Here is a 12,012-nt window from a genome sequence, read left to right as displayed (position 1 = left end):
ATCAGTAAATACTATTTAACTGCCAATATTCACCATTAATCAGTGTTGCATCACCATTAATGGCGAAAAGACGTAAAGTTTGAATATCTTGTTGATCATAATATCGGCTGCTAAAGGTGAATTCGCCTTTGTTTACAAAGATTTCAATTGATGAGCGATCAATAAAAATACGTAAATTCAATTCACAACCTTCAGGTAATGGAATACTTCGAGCGCCACTTATATTGTGCTGAGGATAATGACGATTAAGAACTAAACGGTGTGATTGATTATCAACAAAGAGCTCAAGCCCTTCGCCTAGCCATAGGCCAAATTTTTCAGCGAGGCTGTCTAAAGATAACGTTAAGTTGAGTTCGATAGCTGAAGTATTATTGATTAGTTCTATGGATTGATTACTGAGTGTTAATGGTTGGATAGTCTGTTTTTCTTGGCGTAATGATTCGACTTCTTTAACGGGGATCATGCGTAAGCGATTTTTGGATTTATCAAAAGTGATTTCACGAGGGAGTGTAAAACAACCAGACCAAAATTCGGATTTTGAAGGCATGGGCGAATTCCACATATCCATCCATCCCATAGAAACGCGACGACCATCCGGTGTTGTAAATGATTGTGGCGCATAATAGTCATGGCCATTATCAAGTTCAATAAAGTGTCCTTGTAGTTTAAAGGGCTGATTTGGTGCCCATTTACCGATTAATGCACCTGATTGAAAGAGATTGCGATATTGATATCCTTCGGCTCGTTTTCCTTGTGGTGAGAAGACGATTGCAAATTCGTTTTCTTGGCTAATAGGGAAGAAATCAGGGCACTCCCACATATAGACATTTTTATCATCCGTTTTCCCTAAAACAGTGTAATCGTTGTTCCACTGCTGGCCTTCCACAAATAAGGTGTCGCTAGAGAAGAGCAGAACTTGTCCTTGATCTTTTTCATCACGAGCACCAACAACCATCCACCATTTGCCTTCTTGATACCAAACTTTAGGATCACGAAAATGCATATAACCTTTAGGGGGTTCTAAGACGATCCCTTTTTTCTCAAAATGAATGCCATCTTCACTGATAGCAACACATTGCGCTTCATAGATTTGGCTATCATCACCTTCGTCTGCTAACCAGTTGTGTCCTGTATAGAAAAGATAGAGCTTGCCTTCATGACTAATTGCTGATCCTGAGAAACAACCACTTTTGTCGTAGTCATCCCCTGGTGCTAACGCAATAGGTTGATGTTGCCAGTGGATCATATCTGTACTTGTGGCATGTCCCCAATGCATTGGCCCCCAATCTTGAGAATAAGGGTGATGCTGATAAAAGGCATGATATAAACCATCATGATAAATAAGACCATTAGGATCATTTAACCAACCCGCAGGTGCGGCCAAATGAAACTGGGGATAAAATTTATTGCCTCGTTTTTCAATCAAAGTACTTAAGGCTTTTGTTGATTGTTCTAAGCGGTGTTTCATATCATTATCCTTATTATATATCAGAGTTATTAGTGTGTTTTTAAGAGCATAGAAAGGGTAAAGAACAGATGTAATCACACTATTACTCTTATTGTTAACGATAACATGTTGAGTAAAAAAAAATACGATGTATGAGATTGACTTTATCATATTATCTTATTATGTTAACGTTATCAGTGTGGATTTACGAGCAATATCTTGATTTATTCGTTATGAATAGCCATAAAAACAGAATATAGTTAAGAAAAATAATTGCTTATCTTCAGGAGAGATTATGAAAGTCTGGTCTTTAGGTGACGCTGTTGTTGACTTGATCCCATTGCAAAACATGCAATATGAAGCATGTGCTGGTGGTGCGCCAGTCAATGTTGCTGCAGGCGTTGCCAAGCTTGGTCAACAAAGTGGTTTTATTGGACGTGTAGGTGAAGATGCGTTCGGCCATTTTATGCAAAAAACACTGTTTGATCTGGGTGTCGATACTCGTGCAATGGAATTTGATGAGTTTCACCGTACCAGTACTGTACTTGTCTCTTTACAAGAAAATGGTGAGCGTGATTTTACTTTCTTAGTTGCAGAGTCTGCTGATCAATTTTTAACAGAAAAATCTTTACCTGCATTCGAAAAAGATATTTTGCATTTTTGCTCCTTAGCATTGGTGAATCCTATTTGTCGCTCGACTTTAGATTGTGCAATCAAAAGCATTAAAGAAAGTGATTCACTATTGAGTTTTGATATTAATTTACGACCTCAAATGTGGCGTGATCATGAAGAAATGCGTGAAATTATCGATAATTATGCGCATAAAGCAGACATATTAAAATTATCAGAAGATGAGCTCACGTGGATGACACAAGAAGTGACATTGAATAATGCACTTAAAAAATTAGAAAGTTATCCCGCTCGTTTAAAAGTGATCACTCAAGGCTCTAAAGGCTGTTTAGTTTTAACACCAAATACTCAAGTTGCATTTAGTGCCTTTACTGTTGAATGCATTGATACAACAGGTGCCGGTGATGCCTTTATGTCCGGTTTGTTAGCCGCGCTTGCTGAATATGGTTTTGCTGAAGATGAGCAATATCTATCAAAAATAGTAACACAAGCAGCTGCTTGTGGTGCTTTAGCCACCACTCAAAAAGGGGCGATAGCTGCGGCACCAAGTCGTAAAAAATTACATGATTTTGTTCAGCAACAGCCACCTTTACATGTTAGGGAGATTTTCTAACAATTTACCCATTTTTTTCTGGTTGTGGTTTTTACCACGGTTTTCCCTTAATGGTATTTTCCTATTCTCCATTTATAACTACTTTTCTCGGAGTGGTTATTTATGGAGATTTTTTTATCCCGTCTATTTGGTTGTATTGATGTTTGATCAATCAGCGATGCTGATCATATTGTTCTGTCTGTTTTAAGCGTATGATATTAAATCTTATTGACTTTTATTGATGGAACATTAAATGTGGGCTCAATCGGGCGCGGTATTAGCCATTTTTTCTTATATTCTTTGGGGAATAACCCCTCTGTTTTATTGGCTGTTACCCGGAGCACAACCATTAGAGATGTTGGCTCAGCGTTTGATCTGGTCTATCCCTCTTTTATTACTCGTACGACTCTTTATTAAAAATAGAACACGATGGCGCGCGGTTTTACAAGATAAGCGCTCTGTTTTTATGTGTCTATTTAGCTCAATGGCTATGGCTGTTTCTTGGTGTACGTTTACTTATGCGTTAACACATCAACAAGTATTAGAAGCTAGCTTGGGGTATTTTATTAATCCGCTTTTCTCTATTTTATTAGGTGTGATATTTCTTAAAGAAAAGCTTAATTCAGCAGAAAAATGGGCTGTTACCTTAATTTGTGCGGGTGTAGGCTATCAATTGTGGATGTACGGTGAATTACCTGTATTGGCTATCATGATGGGGGGCGCATTTGCTGTATATGGCTTAATCCGTAAGTTTATTCGTTTTGATGTGATCACCTCTTTATTTATGGAAACACTTTGGTTAATGCCATTAGCAATAGGCGCTACTATTTGGTTGTTTATAACAGATAAAAGCGCACTACCTTCTGCAGATAATCTGACTCGTTTTTATTATATTCTAACCGCACCAGTCACTATACTTCCGTTATTGTTCTTTACCGCTGCAGTCAAACGAACCACATTAACTGTAATTGGATTAGCTCAATATATTGAGCCTACTATTCAATTTTTACTGGCTGTTTTCTTATTCCATGAAGCTTTTGATGAAGTAAAAGGCGTGAGTTTCTCTCTAATTTGGTTAGGGCTTTTATGTTGTATCTTAGCACTTATCCGAAAACGCCTGAATTATCTAAAAATCCAAAAAGGAAAACGTAGCCAAACGGTGTAATTGTATTATTTCCCTGTTTGATTATTTTTTTGTCTGGCTATTTTTCTATCAAGTTAAATCCGCTATGCTATACGAAAAGCAATCGTTTGCGTGATTGTGTTTTTATTAATGGTGAGGATAAAAAATGACAGTGCTGGGTACGGCTCTTACAGCAAATGCAACAAAAGTGATGTTATTGGGTGCTGGTGAATTAGGCAAAGAAGTCGCGATTGAATGCCAACGCTTAGGCATTGAAGTGATTGCTGTTGATCGCTATCTGAATGCTCCTGCTATGCATGTTGCTCATCGCCATCATGTTGTAAATATGCTTGATAGTGATGCATTAAAGCAAGTTATTGAACAAGAGCGACCTGATTTTATCGTTCCAGAAATTGAAGCTATTGCAACAACGTTACTGGTTGAATTAGAACAGGCGGGGCAAAAAGTTGTTCCTTGCGCTCGTGCGGTAAAGCTGACGATGGATAGAGAAGGCATTCGTCGATTAGCCTCAGAAACATTACATTTACCTACATCAAACTATCAATTTGTTGATGATGAAGTGAGTTTTAAAAAAGCCGCTTTAGAAATAGGCTTCCCTTGTATTGTAAAACCCGTCATGAGTTCATCCGGAAAAGGGCAAAGTGTTATTCGTAATGAAAACGATTTGGCTCAGGCTTGGACTTACTCGCAAATGGGGGGGAGAGCAGGAAAAGGACGCGTTATTGTTGAAAAAATGATCCCGTTTGATTTTGAGATCACTTTACTGACTATTCATGCTGTTGACGGTATCCATTTTTGTGCCCCTATTGGTCATCGACAAGAAAAAGGGGATTATCGAAGTTCGTGGCAGCCTCAAAAGATGAGTGATATCGCACTTGCTAAAGCAGAACATATTGCGAGTAAAGTGGTTGAGAACTTAGGGGGCTATGGCTTATTTGGTGTCGAGTTATTTGTTCAAGGTGATGAGGTATTCTTTAATGAAGTTTCCCCTCGTCCTCATGATACAGGGCTCGTGACATTAATCTCTCAAGACTTATCAGAGTTCGCGCTTCATGTTCGTGCTTTTTTAGGTTATCCCATTGGTGGTATTCGCCAATTAGGCCCTTGTGCATCAGCTGTTATTTTACCGGAGCTTTATAGTACAAATATCGTTTATTCTGGTATTGAAAAAGCGTTGAAGGCGGATCGCCAAATTCGCCTTTTTGCTAAACCTGAAATTGCCGGCACTCGCCGTTTAGGTGTTGTACTCGCTCATGCAGATACAATAAAACATGCATTAGATGAAGCAAACGCAGGTGCTAACGCTATCATTGTAAATGATGCCCAAAAATAGCGATTACCGTTAAGGTTCCTGCTTTAATAAAGCTTTCAGAGTGATAAGCCCAAACAATACTATTATGTAATAAAACACACAAGGATGTTGTTTGGGCTCAAAATTTAATCATATAAGGTGCTTAATCACTTTTATTCGCTTAATTTTTTACTCGACCCTTGAAACTAGCTTAACTATCCCCACTTTTTACTCATATTGATTTTTTTCGCCAAATTAGGATTAATTGAGGTAAAAATGAGTATGAAAGGTCAGGAAACAAGAGGATTTCAGTCAGAAGTTAAACAACTTCTTCAATTAATGATCCATTCTCTTTACTCCAATAAAGAAATTTTCCTTCGCGAATTGATTTCGAACGCATCAGATGCGGCTGATAAATTGCGTTTCCGTGCATTATCAGATGTAGCGCTTTATGAGAATAATGGTGAGTTGCATGTGCGCATTTCCACTGATAAAGAAGCTCGTACTCTGACTATCAGTGATAATGGTATTGGTATGACTCGCGATGAAGTCATTGATAACCTCGGTACTATTGCAAAATCAGGTACCAAATCATTCTTAGAATCTATCGGGCAAGATCAAGCTAAAGATAGCCAACTAATTGGTCAGTTTGGTGTCGGATTCTATTCTGCGTTTATCGTTGCAGATAAAGTGACAGTACGCACTCGTGCAGCTGGCGAAAGTGTAGATAAAGGTGTTTTTTGGGAGTCTGAAGGCGAAGGTGATTACACCGTTGCTGATATTGAAAAAGCAGATCGCGGTACTGAGATTACGCTTCATTTACGTGAAGGTGAAGATGAGTATTTAGATGATTGGCGTCTACGTAGCATTATTAGTAAATATTCCGACCATATTTCTTTGCCTGTTGAAATTGAAACAAAAAATGAAGAAGACGGCACTGTAACATGGGAAAAAATTAATAAAGCGCAAGCCCTTTGGACTCGTAACAAAGCTGAAGTGAGTGATGAAGAGTATAAAGAGTTTTATAAACATATCTCTCATGACTTTGCCGATCCATTAAGCTGGGTACATAACCGTGTAGAAGGTAAGCAAGAGTATACAAGCTTATTATATGTGCCTTCAAAAGCGCCTTGGGATTTATGGAATCGTGAACAACGTCATGGTTTAAAACTGTATGTACAGCGTGTCTTTATTATGGATGAAGCTGAGCAGTTTATGCCTAATTACTTGCGTTTTATCCGTGGATTAGTGGATTCTAATGATTTACCGCTAAACGTTTCTCGTGAAATTTTACAAGACAGCTCTGTTACACGTAACTTACGCAGTGCATTAACTAAACGTGCATTACAGATGTTACAAAAACTGGCAGAAAACAAGCCGGAAGAGTATCAAGCATTCTGGAAAGAGTTTGGCTTAGTATTAAAAGAAGGCCCAGCAGAAGACTCATCTAATATTGAAACAATTGCTAAATTACTACGTTTTGCATCAACGCATAACGATAGTGATGCTCAAACAGTTTCTCTGGAAGATTATGTTGGTCGTATGGTCGATGGTCAGGAAAAAATCTACTACATCACCGCAGATAGCTATGCCGCAGCAAAAAACAGTCCTCATTTAGAGCTGTTCCGCAAAAAAGGTATCGAGGTACTGCTGTTATCTGATCGTATAGATGAGTGGATGATGAATTACCTGACTGAGTTTGATGGCAAATCATTCCAGTCTGTCAGTAAAGCGGATGAATCTCTTGATAAACTTGCTGATGAAGAGAAACAGGCTGAGCAAGAAGAAACAGATAAACAATTAGCACCGTTCGTCGAACGTATTAAAACCTTGCTAGGAGATAAAGTTAAAGATGTGAAATTAACGCATCGTTTAACAGATACTCCAGCAATCGTGACAACCAGTGCTGATGAAATGACAACACAAATGGCTAAATTGTTTGCTGCTGCAGGACAAGAAGTGCCAGAAGTGAAATATAACTTTGAGCTGAATCCAAATCACCCATTAGTAAAGCAAACAGCCGAGCTAACGGATGAAGCATTATTTGCAGATTGGGTAAATTTGTTACTCGATCAGGCATTATTTGCTGAAAGAGGCTCTTTAGAGGATCCAAACCAGTTTATTCGCTTAGTGAATCAACTTTTAGTTCAAAAAGCGTAACTGTTTTCGTTTTCAAACATTTAAACCACGTTTATCTGAAAAGATAGCGTGGTTTTTTCTTTTTCGATAAAAATAAAATGCAATCGCTACCGTGATTTCTTGAGCGATGACCTCACAAAATGGTATGGTAATGCGTTTTCGAGTTTAAATATAAAAAATTAAATGCAAGGGGATTTACGCGATGCGTATCATTCTGCTAGGCGCTCCAGGCGCTGGTAAAGGCACTCAGGCTCAATTCATTAAAGAAAACTATGGTATCCCACAGATTTCAACTGGTGATATGTTACGTGCAGCAGTAAGTGCAGGTACAGAACTAGGACTGAAAGCAAAAGCACTGATGGACAATGGTCAGTTAGTTACTGATGAATTAGTTATTGCGTTAGTTAAAGAGCGCATCAAACAAGACGATTGCCGTAATGGTTTCTTGTTGGATGGGTTCCCAAGAACAATTCCACAAGCTGATGCAATGAAAGAAGCGGGTATCAACGTGGATTTCGTACTGGAATTCGCTGTACCTGATGAAATCATTGTTGAACGTATTATTGGCCGTCGTGTTCACGCACCATCAGGTCGTGTTTATCATGTGAAATTTAATCCACCTAAAGTGGAAAATCGTGATGACGTGACAGGTGAAGAGTTAACAACACGTAAAGATGACCAAGAAGAAACTGTTCGTAAACGTTTAGTTGAGTACCATACTCAAACTGCACCATTAGTTTCTTATTACCAAAATGAAGCTAAAGCAGGCAATGCGAAATACTTCAAAGTTGATGGTACACAAAAAGTAAGCGAAATTAACGCTGAATTAAAAAGTATCCTTGGCTAATTTCGTCATTGTGATGACTAATCCCGGTTGAGCCGGGATTTTTTTTATCTAAACAAAATAGGGGAAAAGAACAATCCAATAAATTGACAAGCACAATCTATTATTTTCCTTTATTCTTCTACTCTTTGGTTATCCTAATAAAATAACTCTAAGGAGTCATAGTATGAATGATGCTAAGTATGGTGTTCTTTTGGTTAATCTTGGCACACCTGATGCGCCGACAACAGGTGCTGTTCGACGTTATTTAGCTCAATTTCTTAGCGATCCTCGTGTTGTTGATGTTTCTCCTTTGATTTGGAAACCAATATTACAGGGGGCGATATTGCCGTTTCGCTCACCTAAAGTGGCTAAGTTATACCAACAGATTTGGATGGATGAGGGGTCACCTCTGTTAGTTTATAGCAGAGCGCAACAACGTGCTGTCGCTGAGCGATTACCTAATATCCCCATAGAGTTAGGGATGTGTTATGGCAATCCATCGTTAAATGAAGGGGTTGAAAAGTTATTACAACAAGGTGTTGAAAAGATTATTTTGTTACCGCTGTATCCTCAATACTCTTGCTCCACTTCTGCTGCGGTATTTGATGGTGTTAGTCGCATTTTTAAAGGTATGCGTACAATACCCTCTCTTCATTTTATTCGCAGTTATCCTACTCATCCGCTTTATATCAAAGCGCTTGTCACCTCTATTGAGAAAAGTTTTCAGCAATATGGCAAACCCGATCGTTTAATTCTCTCTTTTCATGGTATTCCTGAGCGCTTTATCAAAACAGGCGATATTTATTATGATGAGTGTTGCCTCACAACAGAAAAACTAAAACAGCAATTAGAAGAACAGTTAGGTTATCCTAAAGAGCAAGTCATGCTGACATTCCAGTCACGCTTTGGTCGTGAACCTTGGTTATCGCCTTATACGGATAAAACGATGGAAAAGCTGGGAAGTGAGGGGGTTGAACATGTGCAGGTTGTATGTCCGGGATTTTCATCTGATTGCTTGGAAACATTAGAAGAAATTAACGAACAGAACCGAGAGTTCTTTATTCATGGTGGTGGCAAACAGTACGAATATATTCCAGCATTAAATGATGATCCAGAGCATATTGACTTGCTAGAAGCGATGATCCGTGAGGTATGCGAAAAATAATTACTGAATTCTATAAATAAAATTATCGGATTTGATGATATATTAATTTGAACATATTTCAGTTATATATAAACTTATCTTTTCTCATTTTTTAAGTCTTTTAGTGGAAATCACTAAAAGTGCTGATAAACGGACACTGCATTACATAAATTTAGGCAGGAAAATGAATAGTAAGCTTTCAAAACCACAATCTTCAGAAATTGATAAAGGACATTTTGACGATTTCTATCTAAAACAGAATGATGAAATCGATCTTTTTGAATTATTTTCTGTTATTTATAAATCAAAATTTGTCATTATTGGTATCACTTTATTATTTGCTATCGTTGGCTTTACTGTTGCAAGCTTTTTGCCACAGAAATGGACAAGCCAAGCTGCAATTACTAAGCCAATGTTAGAGGAAATGAAACAGTTAAGAGCAACTCTAACTGAGCTTAGCTTAGTGGATGTTGATACAGGTGTGAATGGTTCATCTGTTTATCAAAAATTTATCAATAACTATAACTCTCGTGTTTTACGTGAAGAGTATTTGGTCAGTACGGATTATTACAAAAGTTTGCTGGCTAAAATGGAAGATCCAACACCACTGGATAAACGTAAATTAATTGAAGAAATCGTAACGAAAGATATTAATTTAAAAGCTTCAGATGATAAAAAGAGTGAAGACGAGTTTAGTGGTGAAATTAATTTAAGCTTTACAGCGCCAACCCCTGAAGAAGCTTACGATTTACTTTCTGGTTATATTCGCTTTATCTCTACCAAAGTACGTGTAGAAGTAAAAGACGAAATTGATGATCAAATTGAGCGTAAATTAAGTTTCGCGCAAAAAGCCTATGACATGGATTTAGAGCGTATCGCTAATGCGCGTAACGTTAATGTGCAACGCTTAAAGTATGCATTAGAAATCGCAAATGCAGCTGGGGTTAAAAAACCAATTTCCAGTGAAGGCGCACAGATTAAAGATGACCCTGATTATTCTATTGCTATGGGTTCTGATGCATTAAGCAGTAAATTAGCCATTACTGAAGCTATCACTGATCCTACAACGGTGAGTGCTGATCTGAAAAACCGTTTATACAATATGAAGCAATTAGAGAAAGTCAAATTAGATGATCTTCAATTTGTACCGTTCAAATATATGTTGAAACCTTACGAACCGACTAAAAAAGATGCACCTAAACGCGCTCTGATTTTAGTTGGCGCCGCTTTTGTTGGTTTCATTCTTTCTGTAATGGGTGTTTTACTGAGCTACATGGCAAGAAGCCGTCGTAAAACTGCATAAAAATATCTTTAAATAAGTAGGTGTACGGACGTACACCTACTGTCTCTCCTATAATATTGTGTTAACATTGCGCATCTTTTTTAGCTGTGTAGCATCTTTCACAATGAAATTCCCTGGCAAACGAAAATCCAAACACTATTTTCCCGTTAGTTTACGAGATCCTCTATTACAACCCATCATCAATATGACGGAGAGCGAATCCTCTCGCGCTTATATCGTGGGTATTGACCAAACATTGGTTGATATTGAAGCGAAAGTTGATGAAGCGTTTATTAACCGTTATAACTTGAGTCAGGGACACTCTCTTGTTATTGAAGATGATGTCGCAGAGGCACTTTATCGTGAATTAACAGACAATAATCTGATAACACACGAATTTGCTGGTGGCACCATTGGCAATACGCTACATAATTACTCTGTATTGGCTGACGATCGATCTGTGTTATTAGGTACTATGTGTAATAACATTCAGATTGGTAGCTATGCTTATCGTTATTTATGTAACACATCTAGCCGTACTGATCTTAATTACCTCCAAGGTGTTGATGGTGCCATTGGGCGCTGTTTTACGTTGATCACGGAAAATGGCGAACGCACATTTGCTATTAGTCCAGGTCAAATGAATCAGCTTAAACCTGAAAGTATTCCGGAAGAGGTGATCGCAGAAGCTTCTGCATTGGTATTAACAGCATATTTAGTTCGCTGTAAACCCGGTGAACCGATGCCGTTAGCAACCATGAAAGCAATTGAATACGCGAAAAAATATGATGTTCCAGTTGTTCTCACCCTTGGCACAAAATATGTTATTGCAGATGATCCACAATGGTGGCGTGATTTCTTAAAAGAGCACGTTTCTGTTGTCGCAATGAATGAAGATGAAGCCTTTGAATTAACGGGGCATTCTGATCCTCTTTTGGCTTCTGATGTCGCTTTAGAATGGGTTGATTTAGTGCTTTGTACCGCTGGGCCTGCAGGGCTTTATATGGGCGGTTATACAGAGCATAGCTTTAAGCGCCAAACCACACATCCTTTATTACCGGGAGCGATTGCTGAATTTAATCGATATGAATTTAGTCGTGCTATGCGCCGTAAAGATTGTGATGAGCCAGAAAAAGTCTATTCTCATATTGAGCCTTATATGGGTGGCCCAGAAAAAATCATGAATACAAATGGTGCGGGTGACGCAGCATTGTCAGCATTACTACATGATATTACAGCGAATAGCTATCATCGTATTAATGTGCCAAATTCAAGTAAGCATCCTCGGACTTATTTAACTTATTCATCATTAGCGCAAGTGTGTAAATATGCTAACCGAGTAAGTTATCAAGTGCTAAGCCAGCATTCTCCACGCTTGACCCGCGGTTTACCTGAAAAAGAAGACAGCTTAGAAGAAGCTTATTGGGAACGTTGAGTTTATATTGTTTCTAAGTCTTGTTTTATCCGAGTGAAATAAAAAAACCTATCAACATTTATTGATAGGTTTTTTATTGACT

Annotated in this window: 9 protein-coding genes; 8 read left to right on the top strand and 1 reads right to left on the bottom strand. The window is 38.2% G+C overall.

Translation table 11 applies throughout. The features are described 5' to 3' along the window. Position 1: 1 nt before the first annotated feature. Positions 2-1,468, bottom strand: coding sequence for a glycoside hydrolase family 32 protein (locus NBG71_RS09975; RefSeq protein ID WP_099660083.1), 1,467 nt, complete (start codon positions 1,466-1,468; stop codon positions 2-4). A gap of 274 nt (positions 1,469-1,742) precedes the next feature. On the opposite strand from NBG71_RS09975, the gene NBG71_RS09970 reads away from it, so the two are divergent. The 8 genes from NBG71_RS09970 to NBG71_RS09935 all read left to right on the top strand — a co-directional run bounded on the left by NBG71_RS09970 (position 1,743) and on the right by NBG71_RS09935 (position 11,930). Further along, positions 1,743-2,690, top strand: a complete 948-nt coding sequence (locus tag NBG71_RS09970) for a PfkB family carbohydrate kinase (protein WP_075673304.1) — start codon at positions 1,743-1,745, stop codon at positions 2,688-2,690. A 232-nt stretch (positions 2,691-2,922) separates the two neighbouring features. Continuing rightward, on the top strand, positions 2,923-3,834 hold the full coding sequence (gene rarD / locus NBG71_RS09965; protein WP_250916825.1) for an EamA family transporter RarD: 912 nt from the start codon (positions 2,923-2,925) through the stop codon (positions 3,832-3,834). A 124-nt stretch (positions 3,835-3,958) separates the two neighbouring features. Next, positions 3,959-5,146 carry a formate-dependent phosphoribosylglycinamide formyltransferase gene (purT, locus tag NBG71_RS09960; RefSeq protein ID WP_075673306.1) on the top strand — a complete coding sequence of 396 codons (1,188 nt, stop codon included), beginning with the start codon at positions 3,959-3,961 and terminating at the stop codon, positions 5,144-5,146. Positions 5,147-5,380: 234 nt separating this feature from the next. Beyond that, the gene (gene htpG / locus NBG71_RS09955) at positions 5,381-7,264 is read left to right on the top strand and encodes a molecular chaperone HtpG (RefSeq protein WP_250916824.1); all 1,884 of its coding nucleotides are present in this window, start codon (positions 5,381-5,383) and stop codon (positions 7,262-7,264) included. Positions 7,265-7,445: 181 nt separating this feature from the next. Beyond that, complete coding sequence (gene adk, locus NBG71_RS09950) at positions 7,446-8,090, top strand: adenylate kinase (protein ID WP_075673308.1); 645 nt, start codon at positions 7,446-7,448, stop codon at positions 8,088-8,090. A 163-nt stretch (positions 8,091-8,253) separates the two neighbouring features. Then, positions 8,254-9,234, top strand: a complete 981-nt coding sequence (hemH, locus tag NBG71_RS09945; protein ID WP_196563835.1) for a ferrochelatase — start codon at positions 8,254-8,256, stop codon at positions 9,232-9,234. A 163-nt stretch (positions 9,235-9,397) separates the two neighbouring features. Next, on the top strand, positions 9,398-10,516 hold the full coding sequence (wzz(fepE), locus tag NBG71_RS09940; RefSeq protein WP_075673310.1) for an LPS O-antigen length regulator Wzz(fepE): 1,119 nt from the start codon (positions 9,398-9,400) through the stop codon (positions 10,514-10,516). Positions 10,517-10,619: 103 nt separating this feature from the next. After that, positions 10,620-11,930 (top strand): inosine/guanosine kinase, encoded by a 1,311-nt coding sequence (locus NBG71_RS09935; protein ID WP_075673311.1) that lies wholly within the window; start codon positions 10,620-10,622, stop codon positions 11,928-11,930. The last annotated feature ends 82 nt before the right edge of the window (positions 11,931-12,012 follow it).

Origin of the sequence: Proteus sp. FZP2095 (assembly GCF_023701425.1) — a bacterium.
Taxonomy (GTDB): domain Bacteria; phylum Pseudomonadota; class Gammaproteobacteria; order Enterobacterales; family Enterobacteriaceae; genus Proteus; species Proteus cibarius.
The sequence above is the reverse complement of the archived record's forward strand: the minus strand, read 5'-3'. Positions and strand labels throughout refer to the sequence as shown.